This window comes from Sphaerimonospora cavernae (assembly GCF_042435035.1).
Classification (GTDB): Bacteria; Actinomycetota; Actinomycetes; order Streptosporangiales; family Streptosporangiaceae; genus Sphaerimonospora; species Sphaerimonospora cavernae.
In genome coordinates, this window is record NZ_JBHMQT010000003.1 from 624,660 (window position 1) to 647,799 (window position 23,140).

20 protein-coding genes are annotated in these 23,140 nt (G+C 69.7%); 9 read left to right on the top strand and 11 right to left on the bottom strand.

Annotated elements, in window-relative coordinates:
- Window positions 1-257: 257 nt before the first annotated feature.
- Window positions 258-1,442, bottom strand: coding sequence for an ROK family transcriptional regulator (locus ACFHYQ_RS03405; protein ID WP_204011810.1), 1,185 nt, complete (start codon window positions 1,440-1,442; stop codon window positions 258-260).
- 622 nt (window positions 1,443-2,064) lie between these two features.
- Between ACFHYQ_RS03405 and ACFHYQ_RS03410 the strand changes: the two genes are divergently transcribed.
- Both ACFHYQ_RS03410 and ACFHYQ_RS03415 read left to right on the top strand, forming a co-directional pair.
- Window positions 2,065-2,529 carry an RrF2 family transcriptional regulator gene (locus ACFHYQ_RS03410; RefSeq protein WP_394299542.1) on the top strand — a complete coding sequence of 155 codons (465 nt, stop codon included), beginning with the start codon at window positions 2,065-2,067 and terminating at the stop codon, window positions 2,527-2,529.
- Between the two features lie 10 nt (window positions 2,530-2,539).
- Window positions 2,540-3,361 (top strand): Fpg/Nei family DNA glycosylase, encoded by an 822-nt coding sequence (locus tag ACFHYQ_RS03415; protein ID WP_394299543.1) that lies wholly within the window; start codon window positions 2,540-2,542, stop codon window positions 3,359-3,361.
- 14 nt (window positions 3,362-3,375) lie between these two features.
- Here ACFHYQ_RS03415 and ACFHYQ_RS03420 read toward each other — a convergent pair whose 3' ends face one another.
- From ACFHYQ_RS03420 to ACFHYQ_RS03450, 7 genes are all read right to left on the bottom strand, one after another.
- The gene (locus ACFHYQ_RS03420) at window positions 3,376-3,756 is read right to left on the bottom strand and encodes a helix-turn-helix domain-containing protein (protein WP_394299544.1); all 381 of its coding nucleotides are present in this window, start codon (window positions 3,754-3,756) and stop codon (window positions 3,376-3,378) included.
- 253 nt (window positions 3,757-4,009) lie between these two features.
- Window positions 4,010-4,525, bottom strand: a complete 516-nt coding sequence (locus ACFHYQ_RS03425; protein WP_394299658.1) for a CinA family protein — start codon at window positions 4,523-4,525, stop codon at window positions 4,010-4,012.
- 122 nt (window positions 4,526-4,647) lie between these two features.
- Window positions 4,648-5,280 (bottom strand): CDP-diacylglycerol--glycerol-3-phosphate 3-phosphatidyltransferase, encoded by a 633-nt coding sequence (gene pgsA / locus ACFHYQ_RS03430; protein ID WP_394299545.1) that lies wholly within the window; start codon window positions 5,278-5,280, stop codon window positions 4,648-4,650.
- The gene (gene rimO / locus ACFHYQ_RS03435) at window positions 5,277-6,719 is read right to left on the bottom strand and encodes a 30S ribosomal protein S12 methylthiotransferase RimO (RefSeq protein WP_394299546.1); all 1,443 of its coding nucleotides are present in this window, start codon (window positions 6,717-6,719) and stop codon (window positions 5,277-5,279) included. The genes pgsA and rimO overlap by 4 nt, the downstream gene beginning before the upstream one ends.
- Window positions 6,720-6,748: 29 nt before the next feature.
- Window positions 6,749-7,486 carry a helix-turn-helix domain-containing protein gene (locus ACFHYQ_RS03440; protein ID WP_394299547.1) on the bottom strand — a complete coding sequence of 246 codons (738 nt, stop codon included), beginning with the start codon at window positions 7,484-7,486 and terminating at the stop codon, window positions 6,749-6,751.
- Between the two features lie 105 nt (window positions 7,487-7,591).
- Window positions 7,592-10,198 carry a DNA translocase FtsK gene (locus ACFHYQ_RS03445; RefSeq protein WP_394299548.1) on the bottom strand — a complete coding sequence of 869 codons (2,607 nt, stop codon included), beginning with the start codon at window positions 10,196-10,198 and terminating at the stop codon, window positions 7,592-7,594.
- A 301-nt stretch (window positions 10,199-10,499) separates the two neighbouring features.
- Window positions 10,500-10,751: a hypothetical protein gene (locus tag ACFHYQ_RS03450; RefSeq protein WP_394299549.1), complete on the bottom strand. Its 252-nt coding sequence runs from the start codon at window positions 10,749-10,751 to the stop codon at window positions 10,500-10,502.
- 36 nt (window positions 10,752-10,787) lie between these two features.
- Between ACFHYQ_RS03450 and ACFHYQ_RS03455 the strand changes: the two genes are divergently transcribed.
- The 3 genes from ACFHYQ_RS03455 to ACFHYQ_RS03465 all read left to right on the top strand — a co-directional run bounded on the left by ACFHYQ_RS03455 (window position 10,788) and on the right by ACFHYQ_RS03465 (window position 16,997).
- Window positions 10,788-11,882: a glycerate kinase gene (locus ACFHYQ_RS03455; protein ID WP_394299550.1), complete on the top strand. Its 1,095-nt coding sequence runs from the start codon at window positions 10,788-10,790 to the stop codon at window positions 11,880-11,882.
- Between the two features lie 140 nt (window positions 11,883-12,022).
- Window positions 12,023-15,337, top strand: a complete 3,315-nt coding sequence (locus ACFHYQ_RS03460; RefSeq protein ID WP_394299551.1) for an AfsR/SARP family transcriptional regulator — start codon at window positions 12,023-12,025, stop codon at window positions 15,335-15,337.
- Window positions 15,338-15,443: 106 nt separating this feature from the next.
- Entirely contained in the window at window positions 15,444-16,997 is a 1,554-nt protein-coding gene (locus ACFHYQ_RS03465) for a DHA2 family efflux MFS transporter permease subunit (protein WP_394299552.1), read from the top strand.
- A gap of 177 nt (window positions 16,998-17,174) precedes the next feature.
- Here ACFHYQ_RS03465 and ACFHYQ_RS03470 read toward each other — a convergent pair whose 3' ends face one another.
- The 3 genes from ACFHYQ_RS03470 to ACFHYQ_RS03480 form a co-directional block, all read right to left on the bottom strand.
- The gene (locus ACFHYQ_RS03470) at window positions 17,175-18,860 is read right to left on the bottom strand and encodes a ribonuclease J (RefSeq protein WP_394299553.1); all 1,686 of its coding nucleotides are present in this window, start codon (window positions 18,858-18,860) and stop codon (window positions 17,175-17,177) included.
- Window positions 18,861-18,936: 76 nt separating this feature from the next.
- Complete coding sequence (dapA, locus tag ACFHYQ_RS03475) at window positions 18,937-19,854, bottom strand: 4-hydroxy-tetrahydrodipicolinate synthase (protein ID WP_394299554.1); 918 nt, start codon at window positions 19,852-19,854, stop codon at window positions 18,937-18,939.
- Window positions 19,855-20,110: 256 nt separating this feature from the next.
- The gene (locus tag ACFHYQ_RS03480; protein WP_239089361.1) at window positions 20,111-20,365 is read right to left on the bottom strand and encodes a hypothetical protein; all 255 of its coding nucleotides are present in this window, start codon (window positions 20,363-20,365) and stop codon (window positions 20,111-20,113) included.
- Window positions 20,366-20,549: 184 nt separating this feature from the next.
- Between ACFHYQ_RS03480 and ACFHYQ_RS03485 the strand changes: the two genes are divergently transcribed.
- The 4 genes from ACFHYQ_RS03485 (at window position 20,550) to ACFHYQ_RS03500 (ending at window position 23,124) form a co-directional block, all read left to right on the top strand.
- The gene (locus ACFHYQ_RS03485; protein ID WP_394299555.1) at window positions 20,550-21,287 is read left to right on the top strand and encodes a GntR family transcriptional regulator; all 738 of its coding nucleotides are present in this window, start codon (window positions 20,550-20,552) and stop codon (window positions 21,285-21,287) included.
- Between the two features lie 52 nt (window positions 21,288-21,339).
- A complete protein-coding gene (locus ACFHYQ_RS03490) occupies window positions 21,340-22,014 on the top strand; it encodes a JAB domain-containing protein (RefSeq protein WP_394299556.1) in 675 nt (224 codons plus the stop codon).
- Between the two features lie 105 nt (window positions 22,015-22,119).
- Window positions 22,120-22,599 carry a GntR family transcriptional regulator gene (locus ACFHYQ_RS03495; protein ID WP_394299557.1) on the top strand — a complete coding sequence of 160 codons (480 nt, stop codon included), beginning with the start codon at window positions 22,120-22,122 and terminating at the stop codon, window positions 22,597-22,599.
- 45 nt (window positions 22,600-22,644) lie between these two features.
- The gene (locus ACFHYQ_RS03500) at window positions 22,645-23,124 is read left to right on the top strand and encodes a GntR family transcriptional regulator (RefSeq protein ID WP_394299558.1); all 480 of its coding nucleotides are present in this window, start codon (window positions 22,645-22,647) and stop codon (window positions 23,122-23,124) included.
- The last annotated feature ends 16 nt before the right edge of the window (window positions 23,125-23,140 follow it).

Here is a 23,140-nt window from a genome sequence, read left to right on the forward strand (position 1 = left end):
GTGCCGCGAGCAGGCACTTCGCGTTTCATGATCTTGCATTTTCTTGCAGGCCTGCGCCCTGAGCGGCACATACACCCTTAGTGATCTTGCACTTGCACGTCAACTGCAAGATCACCAAGGGTGTCGTTGCAGCTCACGGTAATCGCCTGCAAACAACTGCAAGATCACGAGATGGATCCGCGCAGGTCAACGGAGTGCCCTGCAAGCATTCGCAAGATCACGGGGGAATCGCTTGCGGGGGGAATCACGGGGAGGCGTTAGGTGGTGGAGGTGAAGATCTCTTCACGGGCCCGCTCCAGCGCGGCGAGGACCGCGCCGCGCAGCACGGGTTTGCCCGCCACCTCACTGGTGACGACCTCGGGCCGGATGGGGCAGATCCGGGCCACGGCCTCCTCCACACGAGAGGTCAGGTCCGCTCCCCCGGCCCGTCCCACCTCGCCGGCCAGCAGGACCAGGCCGGGGTCGAGCACCACGCACACCGACGCCACCCCGAGCGCGAGACGCGAGGCGATCTCGTCCAGCAGCCGCTCGCCTCGAGGCCCGGCCGCCACGGCCTCGGTCACGCATTCGGCCGCCGTCTTCCCCGTGAAGCCGTACGTCTCCGCGAGCTCGGTGACGGCCTCGGAACTGACGAGTGATTGCAGGCCGCCGGCGAGCGACGGCAGCCGGCCCGGAGTGGCTTTGACGTCCTCGGCCAGGGGAACGCCGGGCACCGGCAGATAACCGATCTCGCCCGCGCTGCCCGATCTGCCGCGGTGCAGTCGCCCGTCGAGCACGACGGCGAGGCCGATGCCGCGGCCCACCCAGACGAGCACGAAATCGTCCACCTGCTGGGCGGCTCCCTGCGCGCGCTCGGCGATGGCCACGAGGTTCACGTCGTTCTCGATGGTCACGACGCGGCGCAGGTCCCTGGCGAGGGCCTCGTGAATGCCTTCATGCCAGTGCGGCAGATCGAAGGAGAATCGAACGTCGCCGGTGCGCGGGTCGACGACACCGGGCGTGCCGATCACGACACCGCGCAGCTTCGACAGTGCCACCCGGCCGGACCGGCATGCCTTCACCACCGCGTTGTGGACGATCGACACGGGGTCATCATGGCCGTGCGGTGAGGCCGTCACCTCCGCCACGACGTCCCCCTTGATGTCGGCCACCGCCGCGGTGACCGAGTCGGGGCCCACATCGAGGCCTGCCACGTACGCGCACGAGGGAACCACGCCGTAGAGCGCGGCGTTCGGCCCGCGGTTGCCCGCATGCTCGCCCACGACCTCAACGAGCCCGCGTTCTTCCAGGCGCGCCAGTGTCTGGGAGGCCGTGACCTTCGACAGTCCGGTGAGCTCACCGATCTGGCCACGAGTGAGCGGCCCCGATGCCAGCAGCAGTTCCAGGGCGGCCCGGTCGTTGATCTCCCGGAGCAACCTGGGCACGCCAGGACGTCGCTCCATGCTCCTGCTTTCCATGCTCGGTCCCGCCACGCCGTCACACTCTGCCCGTTTAATCGCCAACAAAGGTTCGCTTAATCGCCAACAAAGCTTCCTGAAAGCTTACCGAGCCCTCGTGCGAATGGAGCGCTCTCCAGGCCCTTCCATGGAAACGCTCCCACATCTCGCCCACATCGGCCGAATCGTGAGCATCCAGCTGTTGCCGTCCCGCCCGCAAAGTACGAGGATCACTCATTTCTTCGCCAGAGGCTGGCATATGGCCGGACAGGTCGCCGGGCACCGCGACATCCCGATGAAGCGGTGGATTCCTCCCCTGATCGGAACTCCGACCGCCACCACCCTCGGCGTCCTGCTGCACATGGACGCGCTGCACGTCTTCCTGCCCTCGTTGATCACCCTTCCAGGATCGCCCAGGGACTCGGCATGCGCTACTACTTCGCGGCGGCGGCCGATCCGCTCTGGGGCGACGCGCTGCTCACGAACCTTCGGGTCCCGTTCTCCGACCATCTTCCGGTCGTCGTACGGCTCCGCCTCAGCTGACCGGCGAACCACCGCGAGCTCACGAGGGCCGGCGACGTAGAGGCCCCTGGCCAACAGACGCCGACCAGGCGGGATAATCGACCACATGCGACTTTCCGCCCGCGTCGACTACGCCCTCCGTGCCGCCGCCGAACTCGCCGCCGCGGGCGAGGGGCCCACAACGGTCGGCGAGCTGGCCAAGGGACAGGACATGCCCCCCAAGTACCTGGAGAACATCCTGCTGCAGATGCGCCGGGCCGGCCTGGTCCGTGGCCAGCGTGGCCCCGAGGGGGGCTATGTCCTGGCTCGGTCGGCCGCCCAGATCTCACTCGCCGACGTGATCAGGGCCGTGGACGGACCCCTGGCCAACGTCCGGGGCGAGCGTCCGGAACACGTCGGCTACCAGGGCGCCGCCCAGGCCCTGCAGCAGGTGTGGATCGCACTGCGCGCCAGCGAGCGGGCGATCCTCGAGGAGGTCACCCTGGAGCACCTCGCCACGGGCGACCTGCCTGCCCGGGTGACCGAGCTCGCCTCCGATCCCGCGGCGTGGAACTCACACCCCCCGGCCTGACCGTACGGCCATGCCCGAAGGCGACGCCGTCTATCGAACCGCGAAGCGGCTCAGGGAGGCCCTCGACGGCCGGATCTTGACCCGTTCCGATTTCCGAGTGCCCCGCCACGCGACCGCCGACCTGCGCGGCCGTACGGTGCTCACGACGGTCTCACGCGGCAAGCACCTGCTGACGCGCGTGTCGGGCGGCCTCACCGTGCACACGCACCTGCGGATGGACGGAAGCTGGCGGGTGACTCCGGCGGGGCGCCCGGGATCCGGCGTGCGCCCGGTCCCGGGCGGCGGCATCGTGCGGCTCGTGCTCGCCAACGAGCGATGGCAGGCCACCGGGATCAGGCTGGGCATGGTGGACCTCGTGGCCACAGATCATGAGAACCGGGTCGTCGGGCATCTCGGGCCGGACCTGCTCGGCCCGGACTGGGACGCGGGGCTCGCCGCGCGGAACCTGAGCGGGCGCCCCGAGCGCGGCATCGGGGAAGCGCTGCTGGATCAGCGGAACATGGCGGGGATGGGCACGATCTGGCGGGCCGAGACGCTGTTCGTCGCGCGTCTTTCGCCCTGGCGCATGGTCGGGTCGATCCCCGCGGACGAACTGGAGGCACTGGCCGGGCTCGCGCACGACCTCATGGACGCGAGCAGGGACGCATCGCTGCCGGTCACAACGGGTGATCTCCGACCGGCCAGGAACATGTTCGTGTACGGCAGGGCGGGCCGCCCCTGCCGCCGCTGCGGGGCCCCGGTCCGCCGCAGCGAGGTGCCGTCGGCCGCGAGCCGGGGGACCGAGCCGTACGAACGGCTGGTCTTCTGGTGCCCGGCGTGCCAACCGGGGTGACCTTCTCGCCGCGGTCAGGCGGCGACCATGTCCTTGACCTCGGGGCTGTAACCGTGGAAGTCCTCGCCGAACTCGGGGCCGGGGATGCCGCCGGGCACGGTCTCGGGGATCGCCAGCCGCTCACGCTCCGGCACATCGGCCAGAACCGGGGCGGCCTGCAGCTCGGCCAGCGCGAACTGGTCGGAGACCTCGCGCAGCACCTGCGACAGCGGCACGCCCAAGGCTCCGCAGATCGAGGCGAGCAGCTCCGAGGATGCCTCCTTCTGGCCACGTTCGACCTCGGACAGATACCCGAGCGAGACGCGCGCCAGCGTGGAGACTTCGCGAAGTGTGCGATTCTGGCGCACCCGCAACCGTCGCAGCACGTCGCCCAGCAGCTGACGCAGCAGAATCATCTGTCGCTCCCTCCCGGAGGGGGGCGCCTTCACGACGCCTCGCGCGGTGGGCCCATGTCGCCCCTTCTTCGAATGTCCTTCGTGCATGCTCCTCGCCGTCACCGTTGGTTCGCTCGGCCCTTTCGCCGGGCGCGCGCCTGACTTGCTCCTCGCCGATGGCTCACGGACCTCACTCACAGTTCCACCGTACCTGTAGAGGGCAACACCGCGGCAGACCGTGGTGAGCATGTTCGCTGGTGACGTAACGCGGTAATCACCCCGAATGTTCCCCCAAATTTGCCTCCAGCACACCTCTAAGCAGGCTTAAAGCCTCTCGGCATGTCCCCTGCCTGATCTGGTCCCTGCCCCCGTCGAGCATGATGTCACGGTGCCAGACGCGTTTTCCGGGACCGGAAAGCGCGATGTGGACCGTGCCCACCGGCTTGCCGTCCTGCGGATCGGGGCCGGCCACTCCGGTGACCGCGAGGCCGTAGTCCGACTTCGTGCGCTCGCGCACCCCCTCGGCCATTGCCGCCGCGACGTCCGGATGCACCGCGCCCTCCCGGGAGAGCAGTTCGGGCGGCACGCCGAGCAGTGCGGCCTTGAGGTCGGTCGCGTAGGCCACCACGCCACCGCGGAAAGCAGCCGACGCCCCCGCGGGCGCGGTGAGCGCCACTCCGATCAGGCCTCCGGTCAGCGACTCCGCCGCCGAAACCGTGGCGCCTCGGCCGACCAGCAGCGCCAGGATGCGCGCCGCCGCGTCCATCTGGCCGTCCGTTGGGCCGTCCATCGACATGTCCCCGGGCGTGTCCTCTGCCGCATCCTCCGCCACATCGCCCATCAGCATGCCCTCCCAGGCCTCTCAGCAGGCCCTCCTCCTGTGCCCCTCGGTGCGCCTACCGCACCCGTGCCTTACTGGGCCCGTGCCCTGCTCGCCACCTGCCGCAGCCGGATCGCCCGCACCACGTAGTCGAGACCGGTTCCGACTGTGACGATCAGGGCGAGACCGATGGCCGCCCACCTGACCAGGCCTGGCACGCCCGGCACGATGTAGAGCGCGATGGCGACGATCTGCAGGACGGTCTTGACCTTGCCCCCGTAGCTCGCCGGGATCACGCCGTGCCGGATGACCAGGAACCGCAGCAGCGTGACTCCCGCCTCCCTGCCGAGGATCACGCCGGTCACCCACCAGGGGATCTCATCGAGGAAGGACAGACTCACCAGTGCCGCACCGATCAGCGCTTTGTCCGCGATCGGGTCGGCGATCTTGCCGAAATCGGTGATCAGCGCGTACTTCCGGGCCAGCCAGCCGTCGAGCTGATCGGTGAACGACGCGAGCAGGAAGACCCCGAGCGCAGCGAGCCGCCAGGTGGGCCCCTCCAGGAACAGGAAGACCGTGAACACCGGGACGATCACCAGTCGTCCGACGGTCAGCGCGTTGGCGATGTTCCAGGTGCTCACCCGCCGCGTCGTCGACGCGGACGACACAGACGGCGCGGGCGGTGCGGGCTGCGGGACGGGTGGCGGCTCGCTGCGCTCCGTCATGGGCCTGCCTTGATCCGGGCGATCAGGTCAGCCCCCTCGGAGTCGACGGCGACTGCCTGGACGATCTGACCGGGAACCAGTCCGATCCCCCGGACGGTGACCGACCCGTCCACCTCGGGACCCTGATGCGCCGCGCGACCCTCGTAACCCCCGTCCCCCAGGTCCTCTTCGATCAGGACCGCGATGTCGGTGCCGATGCGCTCCTCCGCGCGCTGGGAGGTCAGCTCCTCGGCCAGCTCGCTCAGCTCGGCCACCCGTTCGTCGATCACGTCCTGGTCGAGCTTGCCGTCGAAGGAGAACGCCTCGGTACCCTCCTCGTCGGAGTAGCCGAAGACACCGATCACATCGAGCCTGGCCTCCCCGAGGAAACCCACCAGCGTGTCGAAGTCGTGCCGGCTCTCGCCGGGGAAGCCCACGATGAAGTTCGACCGGACGCCCGCCTCCGGCGCGCGCTCGCGGATCCGCGCCAGCAGGTCCAGGAAGCGCTCCGGGTCGCCGAACCGGCGCATCCGCCGCAGCAGGGGGCCACTGGCGTGCTGGAAGGACAGGTCGAAGTACGGCGCGACGCGCTCGGTTCCGGCGATCACGTCGAGCAGACCGGGCCGCAGCTCGGCGGGCTGCAGGTAGTTGACCCGGACCCGCTCGATGCCTTCGGTCGCGGCGATCCGCGGCAGCAGCTTCTCCAGCGCGCGCAGGTCGCCCAGGTCCTTGCCGTACGAGGTCGAGTTCTCGCTGACGAGCACGAGCTCCGTGACGCCCTGCCCGGCCAGCCATCGCGCCTCGGCGAGCAGGTCCTCCGGCGGCCGGGAGACATAGGATCCGCGGAACGCGGGGATCGCGCAGAACGTGCAGCGGCGGTCGCATCCGGAGGCGAGTTTCATCGAGGCGACCGGGCCGCCACTCAGCCGCTTCCTGAGCGTCCTCGGGCCGCTCGCCGGCGCCACCCCGTCCGGCAGGCTCTCGTCGGCCCGGTTCTGGTCGGACGTGGCGCCGTGGCCCGGGATGTGCGCACCGGAGGCGGCGGCCGCGCGGGCGACCGGCGTGATCGGCAGCAACGTCCGCCGGTCGCGCGGCGAGTGCGGCTTGAGCGCCTTGCCCGCCAGCACGTCGTCGAGCCGCTCCCCGATCTCGGTGTAGTCGTCGAAGGAGATCACGGCGGCCTCGGGCAGCGCCTCTGCGAGCTGCTCGCCGTACCGCTCGGCCAGGCAACCCGCTGCGACTACTTTGGCACCGGTGTCGGCCGCCGCGAGCAGGGTGTCGATCGAGTCCTTCTTCGCCGAATCGATGAAGCCACAGGTGTTGACGACGACGACGTCGGGATCGTCGTCCCCCAGGCGCCATCCGGCCGCGTCGAGCCTCGCGGCCAGCTCCTCGGAGTCGACCTCGTTGCGGGCGCAGCCCAGCGTGATCAGCGATACGGTTCGGCGAGCAGAAGACATGATGAAACTACGGTATCGGCAGTTGGCCCTCAGTGGGCACCCGGGCCACCCGCCTCGAAGGTGCGGTGTACTGTCTGACCGTCCTTACCCAGGCTACCGACGTCCTTGCCGTTCACCTCCAGCCGAACGGCTCCCGCGTCGCCGACCGTCACCCGCATCCGGCCCTTGGCGGTCCAGGTCGTCGCCTTGCCCTCCGACAGCGTGCCCTGGAAGACCTTGTGGCCCTGGCCGTCCCTGACGTTGATCCACGTCGACTTCTTCGCCACGGCCTTGAGAGTGACGACGCCCTGCGCCTGTGCGGGCTTTCCGGGCTCGTGGACCTGGTGGGGCCCCGCGTTCGGCACGGCGATGGGCAGTTGCGCCGTGGTCTCCCCCGCCTTGCCTCCGGAGCCGCTCAGCAGCCGCACGACGGCGAACACCACGACGAGGGCCAGAGCGACCACCGCGGCCATGGTCCAGTTCGAGGCGTGACGCGACCGGTTCCTGACGAGGTCCTCTCCCCGGAACACGGCGGAGGCCCGGACCGGGGACCGTGAGCTGGTGTGAAGCTCGTCGTACTGCCGGACCAGGTCCTCCGCTTCCAACCGCAGACAGGTCGCGAGGGCCCTGATGTGGCCGCGCGCGTAGAAGTCGCCACCGCACACTGAGAAGTCATCCCGTTCGATGCCCTCGATGACACTCTCGCGGATACGCGTGCGTTCGCTGAGCTGAGCCACGGTCAGGTCTGCCCGCTGTCGCGCCTCCGACAACGCAGCGCCAACGCTCATAGGTCGCCCCCTTGCCCGAGCTGCCGCTCGTCCTACATTGCGTAGTTAGTCCCATTCAACCAGTAGTCTGCTACGCAACGTGCTCGGAGGTCTACCCAAGGTTATTCAATCTCCGCGGAGATCCGCCAGTAGGCCGGGCAGGTCGTCCGGCTTGACCAGCACTTCCCGCGCCTTGGAGCCCTCGCTGGGGCCCACGACATTACGGCTTTCCATCAGATCCATCAGCCGGCCCGCCTTCGCGAAGCCGACCCGCAGCTTGCGCTGGAGCATCGACGTCGAACCGAACTGGGTCGAGACAACCAGTTCGGCCGCCTGGATCAGCAGGTCGAGGTCATCGCCGATCTCCTCGTCGATCTCCCGCTTGGCCGCCGCGGGCGCGGCCACGTCCTCGCGGTACTCGGCCTGCATCTGGGTCTTGCAGTGGGCGACGACGTCCGCGATCTCCTTTTCGGAGACGAACGCGTTCTGCAGCCGCATGGGCTTGCTGGCGCCCATGGGCAGGAACAGCGCGTCACCCTGCCCGACCAGCTTCTCGGCCCCCGGTTGGTCGAGGATGACTCTCGAGTCGGCCAGCGACGAGGTGGCGAAAGCCAGCCGGGAGGGTACGTTGGCCTTGATCAGACCGGTGACGACGTCCACCGACGGCCGCTGCGTCGCGATGACGAGGTGGATGCCCGCGGCCCGGGCGAGCTGGGTGATGCGGACGATCGAGTCCTCGACGTCGCGTGGGGCGACCATCATCAGGTCGGCGAGCTCGTCGACGATCACCAGTAGATACGGATAGGGCTGGTACACCCGCTCACTGCCGGGCGGCGGCACCAGCTTCCCCGCCTTGACGGCCTTGTTGAAGTCGTCGATGTGGCGGAAGTTGTTGGCGGCCAGATCGTCGTAGCGGCGATCCATCTCGCCGACCACCCATTCGAGGGCCTCGGCGGCCTTCTTCGGGTTCGTGATGATCGGCGTGATGAGGTGGGGGATGCCCTCGTAGGTGTTGAGCTCGACACGCTTGGGGTCGACGAGCACCATCCGCACCTCGTCCGGCGTCGACCGCATGAGGATCGAGGTGATCAGTCCGTTGATGCAGGTGGACTTGCCCGCCCCGGTGGCGCCCGCGATGAGGATATGCGGCATCTTGGCCAGGTTGGCCACGATCGTACGGCCCTCGACATCCTTGCCCAGCCCCACGATCATGGGATGGTGGTCACCCTGGGCCACATCGGAACGCAGCACGTCACCGAGGGAGACCAGGTCCTTGTCGGCGTTGGGGATCTCCACCCCGATCGCCGACTTGCCGGGAATCGGGGACAGGATCCGGACGTCCGCCGATTTAACGGCATACGCGATGTTCTTGGTGAGTGCCGTGACCTTCTCGACCTTGACCGCCGGGCCCAGCTCGATCTCGTACCGGGTGACGGTGGGACCACGGGTGAAACCGACGACCTGCGCATCGATGCCGAACTGCTCCAGCACGCTGGTCAGCGCGTTCACCACGGTCCGGTTGGCCTTGGTCTCCGGCTTGGGTGCGGTGCCCTGGTGCAGCGACTGCAGATCCGGCAGCACGTACGGCCCGCCCTGCGTCGACAGCATGAGTTGCTCAACCTTGCGCGGCGCCGGAGTCGGCAGCGGCGGCTGGAGCGGCTGCCCGCCCTGCCCGTCCTGTCCTGGCTGTCCTGGCTGTCCGGAGCGCGCCCTCCGCGCCTCGGCTTCCGCGGCACCGGCCTCGTCCACCAGGCCGGGCACGATCTCCGGGGAGTGCTCCTTCAGCACCGGCGTGTCGTATGGCTTGGCGCCACCGGCTTCACCGTCACCCGGCTGGTCGCCGTCGCCCGCCCTCTTGCGCGAACGTTTCCTGGAGGCGCCGGGCTTGGACTCGCCCGGTCCGGGCCGGGCGGCCGATCCCGGCCGCCCCTCCGGCCGCCCCTCCGGCCGGTGGAAGAGCATGTGCTGGATCTCGGCCAGCCGTTCGGGGATGCGGTGGACCGGGGTCGCCGTGATCACCAGCAGGCCGAACCCCGACAACATCATGAGCAACGGGATCGTGATGAACGGGGGCAGAATGCTCGACGGCGGGGCCGACACGATGAAGCCCAGCATGCCGCCGGCCTCAGACACGTGCCCCATGCCGTCGTTCGGCCCGCCGGACGGGTACGGCGTGCCGTGCGCCACGTGAACGATCCCGAGGATGCCGGCGAGCAGCGCGGCCCACCCGATGCCCATCCGCCCGGTCTCGGCGTTCTGGTCGGGGTGGCGCAGCAGCCGCCAGGCGAGCAGGGCCAGCAGCACCGGAACCGCCCAGCCCAGCGCGCCGACCATACCGCTTACCACCGCGTCCGTCACCGCGGCCGCCCCGGTCTTGGTGTCCCGCCAGGTCATCGCGGCCACCACGATGGCGGCGGCCAGGACCGCCAGTCCGGCCCCGTCGCGGCGGTGCGCCGGGTCGAGATCGCGGGCCCCCTGCCCGAGGGCCCTGGCCGCCACGCCGAGAGCATTGGCGATCAGCGACCAAAGGCCGAGGACGAGCTTTCCTATGATCAGGAAGACCCAGCTGATCGGATCCTGACCTGCCGCCATCGGCCGCTTCTGCGCCGGTCTCTGGGCGGGTTTGCTCGCGGCCCGGCCACGGGAAGCCGAGCGCTTCGCGGAAGCCGTACGGGACCCGGAGCGCGGCGTCGGGCGCTTGCCGGACCCCTGTCCGGACGTACGGGTGGCCATGATGCCGAAGTTACTCGCAGGGACGGGAGATGTCCGGGAGGCTCGCCGAACCGGCCGGCACGTGCGGCACGGGTTCCGCCATCTCATACCTCCCTGGCCGCGGTCCGCCTCTCGTTGTGGTCCGCTCTCCCATGTCAGGCCCGCAGGCGGCCGTCCACCCGTTGCGGCACCCCAAGGGGGTTGTCATCGCGCAACTCGGGGGGAGCAGGTCCGCCGGCCAGCCCTGGTAGGCGACCGGGGTCTGCCATCGCCTGTTGGACGCCGCACCGACCGACGTGTGCGCCGGGGCCGTCGAGGCGGGCTACGGGCCGCCGTGATGCATGGCCCGGCACACCGCGACGCCGGTCGGCCAGCCGTTCCAGATCAGGCGGCCCGCCAGGCGTCGCAGCACCGGCACGAAGTCGCGTGCCTCGGTCGGACCGGCCGCGTGCACGGTCGCCGTCAACGATCCCGGCAGGCGCCGCAAGGTCTCCGGCAGGTCGGCCGGATCACGATTAGGGCCCGGGACCGGCGTACCGGCCAGCGGCCGTCCAAGCGGTGGAGGTGTCAGCATGAAGGAGCGCTACATCAGGTTGGTACTGGAGGGGTGATGCGGGTCATCGTCGCGCCCGACTCGTTCAAGGGCAGTCTGGCGGCCGGTGACGCCGCCCGCGCGCTCGCGCGGGGGTGGCTTGCCCGCCGACCGGCCGACGAGGTGCGTCTGCTCCCCCTCGCGGACGGGGGCGAGGGGGTCGTCGACGCGTTCGCCGCCGCACTCCCTGCAGGCGAACGCAGGACGGTGACGGTACCCGGCCCGGACGACCGGCCGGTTTCCGCCGCGTGGTTGCTGCTGCCCGACGGGTCGGCAGTCCTCGAACTCGCCCAGTCCAGCGGGCTGCCGCTCATGCGCCACCTGGATCCGCTCGGCGCTCACACCTATGGGCTCGGCGCGGTCATGCGCGCGGCCCTCGATGCCGGCGCCTCCCGACTGGTCATCGGACTGGGCGGGTCGGCCTCGACCGACGGCGGCACGGGCGCCCTGCGCGCGCTCGGCCTACGGCTGGTCGACGACCGCGGGCGTGATCTACAGCTCGGCGGCGCGGCGCTGGCCGATCTGGCCCACATCGACACCGCTGACCTGCTCCCCCCGCCACCCGGCGGGACGCGGTTGCTGGTCGATGTGACAGCACCGCTGCTCGGCCCGGCCGGGGCCGCGGCGACGTATGGCCCGCAGAAGGGCGCACAGCCGGGCGATGTCGATCTGCTGGACCGGGCGCTGCGACGGCTCACGGAAGTGGCCGGCGGCGACCCCGGCCAGCCGGGGGCCGGTGCCGCCGGGGGCGCCTCCTACGGCCTGGTCACCCTGTGGGGCGCCCGGATGATGCCTGGCGCTCGGACGATCGCCGCCCTGGTCGGGTTGCCGGACGCGCTCGCCGACGCCGATGTCGTCATCACCGGTGAGGGATGTTTCGACGAGACCTCGCTGACCGGCAAGGTCGTCGGTTCACTGCTCGACCAGGCCCGGGATGCCGCGGTGCGGGTCGGCGTCGTCGCCGGCCGGCTGGCAGGCCCGGTGCCCGGTTCGGTGTCGGAGGCGGTCTCCCTGGTCGGCCTCGCGGGGTCGGCCGCCGCCGCGCTGAACGACCCGGCGAGATGGCTGATCGAGGCCGGTGGCGTGATGGCGCAGCGGCTGAGCCGCGGCTGAACTCCGGTAACTCCTGCTTACCCATTCGGGCCCTGCCTGCCGTACCAGTCCCGACCGGGGACTCGCTTCGGTGCGTACCGGCTGAAAGCGATCAGCGAAGCCGTAACGGTTTCACCACTCCCTGAGCCAGAATTGAGGGCATGCGGTTCGGCATCCTCGGCCCGGTCGAGGCACGGCCCGACGACGCGGCCTCCGACGCGGCCCCGGTCGCCGTCGGCGGACCGAAGGTCCGGGCGCTCCTCACAGTGCTGCTGCTCGCCGGCGGCCGGGTGGTCACGACGGAGCAGCTGATCGACGGCCTGTACGGCGCCGAGCCGCCCGCGGGGGCCGTCAACGCGCTCCAGGCGCAGGTCTCCAGGCTGCGGCGCGTGCTCGGCGAGCTGGTGGTGCGCCACCCTGCCGGTTATCTGCTGGCGGTCGAGCCCGATGACGTCGACGCCCTCCGGTTCGAGCATCTCGCGGCCGAAGGACGGCGTGTGCTCTCCGCAGGGGATCACGCGGGAGCCGTCGAATGCCTGCGCCGGGCGCTCGGGCTGTGGCGCGGACCCGCGCTCGCCTGCGTCGCGGACGCACCGTTCGCGACGGCGCAGGCCGCTCGGCTGGAGGAGCTGCGCCTGTCGGCGGCCGAGGACCTCGCCGAGGCCCGGATCGCGCTCGGCGAGCACTATGATCTGGTCGCCGAGCTGTGGGAAAGGGTCGCCGCCCATCCTTTGCGGGAACGCTCGGCCGGGCAGCTCATGCGTGCGCTCTACGCGGCCGGGCGGCAGGCCGATGCGCTGACAGTGTTCGAGAACGCGCGGCGGCGACTCGCCGAGGAACTGGGCACCGTCCCCTCTCCCGAGCTCGCTGATATCCACCTGGCCGTGCTCCGATCGGATCCGTCGCTGTCTCCCGCCTCGGAGCGTCGCCGGCCGCCGCCCGCGCGACTGACCTCCCTGATCGGGCGGGCGGGTGAGCTCGAACGGATCGCGGCACTGCTCGGGGAGTCGCGGCTGGTCACGCTGACCGGCCCGGGCGGCAGCGGGAAGACTCGGCTGGTGGCCGAGGCCGCCGCGCGTCATCCGGGAGAGGTCTGGTTCGTCGAGCTGGCGCCGCTTACGGATGGGGCCGACGTGCCGCACGCCGTGCTCGGCGCCCTCGGCCTGCGCGACGGCCCGCTGCCCGCACCCGGCGGCCTGGCTCCCGCTCGTTACGCCATCGACCATCGCGCCCGCGAACCGGTCGCTCGGCTGGTGGTGGCGCTGACCGGGCGGCCCGCGTTGCTCGTCCTGGACAACTGCGAGCACGTGATCGAGGCCGCCGCCCGCCTCGCCGACCGGCTGCTCGCCGCCTGCCCGACCCTGCGCGTCCTGGCCACCGGCCGCGAAGCGCTGGGCATCACCGGTGAGCGGCTGCTCCCGGTGCCGCCGCTGGAGCTCCCCCCACCAGGCGCCTCTCCCGCCGACCCGCTCGCTTATCCGGCTGTACGGCTGTTCGCCGAGCGTGCCGGCGCCGTACGGCCCGGCTTCCGGCTCGACCCCGAGGTCACCCAGGACGTGCTGCGGATCTGCCGGGCGCTCGACGGACTGCCGCTGGCGATCGAACTGGCCGCTGCTCGGGCGCGGTCACTGACGACGGCCGAGATCGCGGGCCGCCTGGACGGCGTCGCCCAGCCGGCGATGTTCTCGCTGCTGTCGCGCGGCAGCCGTACCGCCCAGCCGCGCCATCGGACGTTGCGGGCGGTGGTCGAGTGGAGCTGGGATCTGCTCGACGAGGCGGAGCGCACCATGGCGCGGCGACTGACGGTCTTCGCGGGCGGCGCCACGCTGGAGGCGGCGGAGCGGGTCTGCGGGCTGCCCGACACCGACGGCGTGCTCGCCTCGCTCGTCGAGAAATCGCTGGTCGAGGCGTCGGACGGGCGCTACCGGATGCTGGGGACGATCAGGGCGTTCTGTGCGGAACGGCTCACCGAGGCGGGCGAGGACGAGCCGATGCGCCGGGCCCACGTGGCGTACTTCCTGGATCTCGCGGCCACGGCCGAGCCGCATCTGCGCCGATCCGAACAGCTTGAATGGCTGGACCGGCTGGACAGCGAGCACGACAACCTGCACGCCGCGCTGCGCCGGGCCACCGAGGACGGCGACATCGAGCGTGCGCTGCGCCTGCTGTCCGCCCTGACTGGATTCTGGGTGCTGCGGGGCCGCCGCGGCGAGGCCGCGGCCCTCGCCGGGGAACTGCTTCGCAGAATCACTCCCGAGCTTTCGGACGGGCCCCCGGCGGAACTCGTCGCGAAATTCACCGAAGAGTTCGCGGTGTGCGTCTGTGTCGCGGCCTGGAACACATCTCAGGGTCTGCCGGTCGAGGCCGCGCTGCGGGTGGTGGACACCCTGTCGGCGCCGCCCCGGCAGCCCTTCCTCCTCGTGCTGCGCGCGATGCTCGGCGGTCCGCCCGACCGGAGCGAGCGCCGGCAGCTGGGAAGCAGATACGACTTGCTGGCACACGATCCGTGGATGCGGGCGTTGGCCACCTTCGGGCAGGCATACCTACTGCTGTTCGACGGACGTCTTGAGGAGGCCGAGCGGGCGATCTCGGAATCTCTGCGCGGCATGCGCGCGCTGGGAGACCGCTGGGCCACAGTGATGGCGCTGAGCGGCCTGAGTGACATAGCCATGTGGCGGGGAGACCACGAGAGGGTCGAGGAACTGGCCGATGAGGCGCTGACGCTGGCCGAGCAGCTGGGCTCCACCGCGGACGTGGCCGAGACGCTGTGCCGCCGAGCCGCCGGGCGGGCACAGTCGGGGAACACGGCGGGAACCCGGGCCGACTACGAGCGCGCGGTGGAGCTCGCCCGGCGCGCCGGCGCCCCGGAGCTCGCCGCCGACGCCCTCCTCGGCCTCGGTGAACTGGCCCGGCACGACGGCGATCCGGGCGAGGGGCGGCGGTTGTGCGAAGCGGCGCTCGCCGAATGTACGGCGGAATGGTTCAACGCCGAGGACAACCGGGCACGCACCTACCTCACGCTTGGGTGGATCGCCCAGATGGAGGGCGACGAGGCCGAGGCACTGGCCTGGCATCGGCGGGCGATAGCGACCGGGGTGGGCGGCGTCAACCTGTTCACCGCGGCGCGCATGGCCGAGGGCCTCTCCGGTGTCGCGCTGCTGGGCCGCGACGCCGAGCGCGCCACGCTGCTGCTCGGCGTCGGAGCGGCCCTGCGCGGCACGCCCCCGGTGGGTGACGCCGACGTCGAGCGGGTCGCCGACGGATGCCGTACCGCTCTCGGCGAAGCGGCCTTCGAGCGCCTGTACGGCCAGGCCCGCGACGCCGCTTTGGAGCGGACACGGGCGGTCACGGGCACCGCCGCGTCCGCCGAAGCGGACGCCCTGCCACCCTCCGTGGCAGGGGCCGTCGCCGAGAACGAGCCCTCCCCCGTCCTCGGTCTCATCACCAGCCACCTGGCCGCGTTCGACGACGACTGAGATACCCGACTGAGACGACGAGTGAAACCACGCCGCCGTCAGCGGCTGTCAGCGACCGTCAGCGGACTGTGGACGGATGGTCAGCGCCATCACCGACGCTGCGGTCATGCAAACCATCTCCCGCAAATGGGGCACGCTGGTCATCGCATGCCTGGCCATGCTCATGCTGTCCCTCGACCTCACTGTGCTGCACCTCGCGGTACCGAAGCTGACCGAGGCCCTCACGCCGTCAGCGACCCAGATGCTGTGGATCGTCGACATCTACGGCTTCGCCCTGGCCGCGCTGCTGGTGACGATGGGCAACGTCGGCGACCGGATCGGCCGCAAGCGGCTGCTGCTCCTCGGTGCCGTCACGTTCGGCGCCGCCTCGGCGGCCACCGCGTACGCCCCGAACCCCGAACTGCTCATCGTGGCGCGAGCGCTGCTGGGCATCGCCGGGGCCACCATCATGCCCTCGACGCTGTCGCTGGTCCGCAACGTCTTCACCGATCCCAAGGAACGGACCACCGCGGTCGGCATCTGGAGCAGCGTCACCGCGGTGGGCTTCTCCCTCGGTCCTATCGTGGGCGGCGCACTGCTCGACCACTTCTGGTGGGGCTCGGTCTTCCTGATCAACCTGCCGGTGATAGCGTTGATCTTCTTCGCCGGCCTGGCCGTACTGCCCGAGTCGCGCAACCCGCGTCCCGGCCGTATCGACCTGGTGAGCGTCCCTCTCTCGGCCATCGGCGTGCTGGGCCTGATCTACGCGCTGAAGGAGGCCGCCGCGCACGGCGGGGCGGTTCAGGGCCGGATCGTCGCCGCCGCAGCGGTCGGGCTCGCCGCACTGGTCGTTTTCGTCGTGCGGCAGACCAGGCTCGCCGAGCCGCTGATCGACGTCAGGCTGTTCCGGCGGCGCGCCTTCGCCGCCTCTGTCGGCGCCACACTCGTCGCGATCTTCGCGATGCTCGCCATGTCGCTGGTCCTCGCCCAGTACTTCCAGCTCGTCGTGGGCTGGTCACCATTGATCGCCGGACTGGCCGGAATGCCGGGCGGGCTTGCCGGAGGTGTCGGCGGAGCCCTGTCTGGCTCCCTTGTCCATCGGTGGGGCCGCGGCCCGGTCGTCGCGCTCGGGCTCATCCTGACCGCCACGGGATTCGCCATGTTCAGCCGGTTGGGCGTGGATGTGTACTATCCGTACCTGCTCGTCGCCATGATCATCCAAGGTGTCGGAATGGGGTTCACCTTCAGCGTGACCAACGACACCGTGCTCGCCTCGGTGCCGAAGGAACGGGCCGGTGCGGCGAGCGCGATCTCGGAGACCGCGCAGGAGATGGGCGGCGCGCTGGGCATCGCCGTGCTCGGCAGCGTGCTGAGCAGCGCCTACCGTGGCGACCTCAAGCTGCCTGCCGGGCTGCCCGCCGAGGTCGTGGCCCAGGCGCGCGACACGCTCGGCGGCGCGATTCAAGCCGCCGCGACGCTGCCCGATGACGCGGCGGGGGCCGTCATCCGGGCGGCCAGGGAGGCTTTCGTGCACGGCATCCACGTCACGGTGCTGACCGGTGCGGCCATCCTGCTCTGTCTGGCGGTCGCCGCCCTGTTCGCACTGCGCGGCGTGCCCAAGGTGATTCCCGAGCACGACCTGGACGAGTCGACGGAAGCGGAGCCCTCCCGGGTCGGCTGACTGACCTGGGAAAGCCCGCAGCCAATGCACCCCGCGGGGCCTACGCAGCACCCCCGCGCCCATCAGCCAGGCGGCCGACTCTTCCGCCTGGCTGATGACGTCTCCCGGGTAGCCGTACCGTACCGGGCCTGGTGCTTCGGCGAACTCGTCCTCTTCGTCGAACACCAGGCGGCCGTGTCATACCTCGACGACCACCGGGATGATCATCGGGCGACGGCGGTAGGTGTCGCTGACCCAGCGCCCGACCGTACGGCGGATCGTGCGGCGGATCTGCATGGCGTCGGCCACCCCCGCCGCGGCGACCTCCTGCAGCGCGCTCTCGATCTGCGGGATGACCGCGTCGAACGCGTCGGGGTCGATACCCGAGCCGCGGGCGGTGATCTCCGGCCCACCCGTGAGCTTCCCCGTGGTGGAGTCCACGACCACGGCGATGGAGATGAACCCCTCGTCGCCGAGAATGCGCCGGTCCTTCAGCGCCACATCGGTGATGTCGCCGACCGAGGTGCCGTCCACGAAGACGTAGCCGCACGCCACCGCGCCGACGATCCGCGCCCGGCCGTCGACCAGGTCCACGGCGACGCCGTCCTCGGCGATCACGATGTTCTCGTCCGGGACCCCCGTCAGGCCGGCGAGCTTCGCGTGTGCCCGCAGGTGCCGCCACTCCCCATGGATCGGCATGAAGTTGGACGGCTTGGTCAGGTTCAGCACGTACAGCAGCTCGCCGGCGGCGGCGTGACCCGATACGTGTACGCGGGCATTGCCCTTGTGCACCACACGGGCACCCCATCGGTTGAGGCCGTTGATGACCTTGTTCACCGCGGTTTCGTTGCCCGGGACGAGCGAGGACGCGAGCAGGACCGTGTCGCCCGTCGCGATCCTGATCGGGTGATCACGGTTGGCCATCCGCGACAGCGCGGCCATCGGCTCGCCCTGGGAGCCGGTGCAGATCAGCACCACGTCCTCCGGCGGCCACTCCTCGATCTCCCGGGAGTCCACCAGCAGGCCACCCGGGACCTTCAGATAGCCGAGCTCGCGGGCCACCCCCATGTTGCGGACCATCGACCTGCCGATCAGCGCCACCTTGCGCCCGTGTTTCTCGGCGGCGTCCATGATCTGCTGGACCCGGTGGATGTGTGAGGCGAAGCTGGCCACGATGATCCGTTTGTCCGCGGTGCGGAACACGTCGTCGATGACCGGGGCGATCTCCCGTTCGCTGGTGACGAAACCCGGCACCTCGGAGTTGGTGGAGTCCGACATCAGCAGGTCGACGCCCTCGGATCCCAGCCGGGCGAACGCTCCGAGGTCGGTCAGCCTCCCGTCCAGCGGAAGCTGGTCCATCTTGAAGTCGCCGGTGTGCAGCACGATTCCGGCCGGGGTGCGGATGGCCACGGCCAGGGCGTCGGGGATCGAGTGGTTCACTGAGATGAACTCGCACTCGAACGGGCCGAACGCACGGCGCTCGTTCTCGACGACCTCGACCTTGACCGGCTGCATCCGGTGCTCGGAGAGCTTGCTCTCGATCAGTCCGAGCGTGAGCCGCGACCCGACCAGCGGGATGTCCGGGCGCTCCCGCAGCAGGTACGGCACGGCGCCGATGTGGTCCTCGTGGGCATGCGTGAGCACGAGGGCCTCGATGTCGTGCAGGCGGCCCCGGATGTAGTCGAAATCGGGCAGGATGAGATCGACTCCCGGCTGGTCCGGGTCGGGGAACAGCACTCCGCAGTCGACGACGAGCAGCCGCCCGTCGAACTCGAAAACCGCCATGTTGCGGCCGATCTCGCCCAGGCCGCCCAGCGGAACGATGCGCAGGCCGTTCTCCGGCAGCGGCGGGGGCGGCCCGAGTTCGGGATGCGGATGGCTCATGCGAGCTCCTCCCCCGTCCCCCGCCGGTCAGCGCCGCTGTTCCATGTGTTTCGCTCGCTCATTCGTCTCCATGTGTTTAGCTGTCTGCAAGCTTGACGCCGCCCGCGACGAGGTCCGTACGCAACATCGCGACCTGCTCCTCCGTGGCGTCGACGAGCGGGAGCCGTACATGTCCGCCTTCCTGGCCGACCAGTTTCAACGCGGCCTTCGCCATGATCACGCCCTGGGTCCGCGTCATGATCCCCGCGACCACGGGCAGCACGCGGCGATGCGTCTCAAGGGCGCCCGCGACGTCCCCGGACCGGTAAAGCTCGATCATGGAGGCGAGCTGTGCGCCGATCACGTGTCCGGCCACGCTGACGAACCCGGCGGCGCCGACCGACAGCCACGGCAGGTTGAGCAGGTCGTCTCCTGAGTAGTACACGAGATCGGTGGCCGTCATTACCTGGGATCCGCCGAACAGGTCGCCCTTGGCGTCCTTCACCGCGACGATGCGCGGGTGCTGCGCGAGCCGTAGCAGGGTCGTCGTCTCGATGGGGATACCGGTCCTGCCAGGAATGTCGTAAAGCATCACCGGCAGGCCAGTCGCGTCGGCGACGGCGGTGAAGTGCTGGAACACGCCCTCCTGAGGAGGCTTGTTGTAGTAGGGGGTGACCACCAGCAGCCCGTGCGCCCCCGCACGCTCCGCGGCCTTGGCGAGCTCGACGCTGTGGTGGGTGTCGTTGCTGCCGGCACCGGCGAGCACGCGGGCACGGTCGCCCACGGCCTCGATGACCGCACGGAGGATGCGGTCTTTCTCCTCGCCCGTAGTGGTCGGGGACTCCCCGGTGGTGCCACTGATCACGAGGCCGTCGTGGCGCTGCTCGTCGACGAGATATGCGGCGATCCGCTGGACGCCCTCGTAATCGACGGCGCCGTCAGAGGTGAACGGCGTGACCATCGCGGTCAGCATGCGACCGAAGGGGGCGTCGGAAGTTCCGGTTGGCGATGCCATAGACCGAACGCTACCCGGATCCCGGCGGGCGTAGGACCCCGCCACCCCGTTATGCCCCGTGTCGCCGGGACTGCACACCGTTCGTCACGGCGTTTCCGCCTGGGCGAGCAGCCGCCGCGGGTCCGAAAGAGGCCGCCGATATGTGCTCGGGGGTACACACATCAGCGGCCTCTAACCATCCATCGGCATGTCTTACACCCGCGTTACACGCTCCTGCCGAAAATTTCCACCGATCCGCCGCCGGGCAGCCGACGCCTCACCGAGCCTCACCGAGGAGGAGCCGGTTCCACAGGACTTCCATGCGTACCGAGATGAGCCGCTCGGTCTCGTGGACGTCCAACCGCTCCGGTCCCCGGATCGTGCGGCGGATGAACACCAGTCCACCGGAGTGGCACAGCTCGTAGATCGTCGCTTTGCATTCACAGGTGTGCCGACGAACCCGCACCCGATCACTGCGAGCGGCGGGCTTCAGCCAGTTGATCTTCTGGTGGCCCATCTGGACCGGGGCCACATGTATACCGTGATACGGCGGCGGAAGGGGAATTTCAGGACCTGACTGCTTAGCGAGAGATTGGCCCATTCGCTGACCTTTCTACGGGCAAAGTTGGTGTCACAGGCTTGTTCCGTTACTCTGAGTTGCTCTTCGGATACGCCAAGATTGGGGAGCTTTAGTCAGCCCCTCAGGGAATGGATTCATGGCCAGCTCTGATCCGGTCTACCTGCGCGTAGTCGAGGACATTCGCCGCCAGATCATCGACGGCACGCTCCCGCCGGGGGCGCCGATCCCGTCTCGCCACCAGATCACCAGGAAATACAGCGTCGGGGAGACCGCCGCCCGCCACGCCCTCCGCGTACTCGTCGGGGAGGGTTTGATCATCGGCAGGGTGGGATCGGGGCATCGGGTGCGGGAGAAACCCATCCTGCTCCCCCTGCAGCGCGGCCGCGCGCCCGACTCCCAGACCGCGTTCGCGATGGACATGCAGGCCTGCGGACGACTGCCGACGTTGCACTGGCGAAGCGAGCTCGCCGAGGCACCCCAGGAGATCGCGCAGCGTCTGCGGCTCGAAGACTGCGGCTCGGTCATCAGGGTGAGCTTCGTCTTTCGCGGCGACGGCCGTCCGATGCAGCTCCTCACCTCCTATGAGGTGATCGAGTTCGGCCAGAGCCAGGCGCCCGAAGATGGCATGGGCGAGCGCAGAAGCATGCTCTCCCGGCTGGCCGCCGCGGGCGCCCCTGTCACGGAGATCAGCGAGAGCGTCCACGTCCGAGTGCCCCAACCGACGGAGATCGACCTGCTGGAGTTGCCCGCCGGAGTTCAGGTCCTGCACGTCGAGAGGACCACCTGGACCGGGGACCGCCCGGTGGAGACGAGCGACATCGTGATCCCCGGCGACAGGTTCCGGCTCTCGTACGGGATTCCCGTCCACGCCTGACTGTCGGTCGCCGCTGGTAGAACCGTTCCGGATTCCCCATCCGGAGGTGCCGATGCGCGTCAAGGACCTGCCCCTGGCCGACCGACCTCGCGAGCGGCTGATGACAGCCGGTGCGGCGGCACTCGCGGACAGGGAGTTACTCGCCCTGCTGCTCGGCTCGGGCAGCAGGGGCGCCAGCGCCGTCGAACTCGCCTCCCAGCTCATCGCGTACTGCGGCGACCTCGGTGAACTCGCCCGTTCCGACCCCCACCGGCTGCTCGCCGTGCCGGGCGTCGGCCCCGCCAAGGCGGCGCGCGTCGCCGCCGCCTTCCAGCTCGTCCGGCGGGCCCGCGCCGAGCCTGAGCGCGTCCGCATCACCTGCTCGGCGGACATCGCCGCGGCGGCCGCTCCCATGCTCCACGGGAACCCCAAAGAGCGACTGGTCGCCGTGATCTGCGACCCACGCGGCGCGGTCATCCGCCGCGCCATCATCAGCGAAGGCGGGAGCGACCACACCTCCGCACCCGTCCGCGACATCATCACCACCGTCCTCACCTCCGGCGGGGCCGCTTTCGGCCTCGCCCACAACCACCCCAGCGGCTCGCTCGATCCCAGCTACGCCGACATCGAGGTCACCGCCCGCCTCCATGAGGCCGCCGACACCGTCGGCCTCCGATTCCTCGACCACGTGATCGTCACCGACACCGCCTGGCGCCGGGTTCCGTTCCCGCCTCTAGAGAACGCTTGATTGCAGAGTACGTCTAGTTGTATCGCTCCGTCTACTCGGAAAAGTACTCGCCTAACGGTCATATTCGTACGGAAGGCGTCGTTACGGTTCATCTATCGTGCGAGTGTGCTCGACCACGATGGGGATACTCACCTGTACGTCCAGATCGCCGAGATCATCCGGCAGCAGATTCTGGACGGGAATCTGACACCTGGTCACGCGGTTCCGAGTGAGGCCGCGATCCAGAGCCGGTTCGGCGTCGCACGCACGACGGCCCGCCGCGCATTTCACATGCTTCGCGAAGAAGGGCTCATCTATACCGTTCAGGGCGAGGGCACCTTCGTCGGCCAACCCGAGATGCCCAGGGAAGAGCGCAAGATCTCGTTGTATCGAAAGATCGCCAACGATCTGGTCGACCGGGTACGCCGTGGGGATCTGCAACCGCGGCGCCCGATTCCAAGCGAGACCGCGCTCGTGCAGGAGTACAAGGTGGCGCGAGAAACGGCGCGCAAGGCGATCACGTTCCTGCGCGAACAGGGATGGGTCTATACCGTCCCGCAGCGGGGCAGTTACGTATCGCCAGAGGAGCAGTGGCCGGGAGACTGATCCGTTTTCCTCGTCTGGTCGTCACTAGACGACTAGTGTAGGTCCATGCTCGATCGTGATGGACCAGTGCCCATCTACAGGCAGATCGCCGAGATCATCCGTGCTCAGATCGAGCACGGGGACTTCGTTCCCGGAGATCCATTACCAAGTGAGGCCGAGCTGGAGGCCGAGTACGGCATCGCCCGACTCACGGCACGGCAGGTGGCCCGCGAACTGAGGGAGCAGGGCCTCGCCCACACGATCCGCGGCGAAGGCACGTTCGTCGGCGACGGAACGGTCCGTCGAATCCGTCGCAAGGCTGCCCTCTTTGAGGAGATCGGCAAGGAGATCGCCGACCGCATTCGGCGAGGGGAACTCAAGCCTGGCCGGCCCATTCCCAGCGAGAAGACGCTGATGCAACAGTACGGGGTAGCCAAAGCCACCGTCCGGCACGCTGTCGTGTTCCTTCGTGAGCATGGGTGGGTGTTCACCGTGCCCTACCGAGGAACGTACGTGTCCCCTCCCGAGAGTTGGCCCAGCGACTGAGCCGCATCCTGCCGGC